This window comes from Polaribacter sargassicola, assembly GCF_021991835.1.
GTDB classification, from domain to species: domain Bacteria; phylum Bacteroidota; class Bacteroidia; order Flavobacteriales; family Flavobacteriaceae; genus Polaribacter; species Polaribacter sargassicola.
In genome coordinates this window covers 1-282 of record NZ_JAHDAU010000232.1, presented here as the reverse complement: position 1 = coordinate 282, position 282 = coordinate 1, and the positions used below count along the sequence as shown (strand labels likewise).

Genomic DNA, 282 nt, shown 5'->3' with positions numbered 1-282 from the left:
ACCCGTCCTTTTAAATCATCAGGAAATCCGCTTGTGTCTAGTTTCCCAAAATCATATTCATCAGCAGCGAGAATTTCAATATCAATATCTCTTAAAACCATTCTAATATCATAAAACTTCTTTATTAAATGTCCTCTGTAGGCCGTAGCGGGTACCGTGGTTAATACTTCAGGGTTTAAATAATCTGGTCCTACGTCATTCTGGGTACGATCATTGGTAGGGTTGCGGTCTTGTGTTTGATTTTCTTCATCGCGTGTTTTTACACCATCACCATCATCATCA

1 pseudogene is annotated in these 282 nt (G+C 38.7%); it reads right to left on the bottom strand.

Annotation, left to right across the window (positions count from 1 at the left end):
* Positions 1–282: pseudogene (locus KI686_RS16640) on the bottom strand (hypothetical protein); the annotation flags it as partial.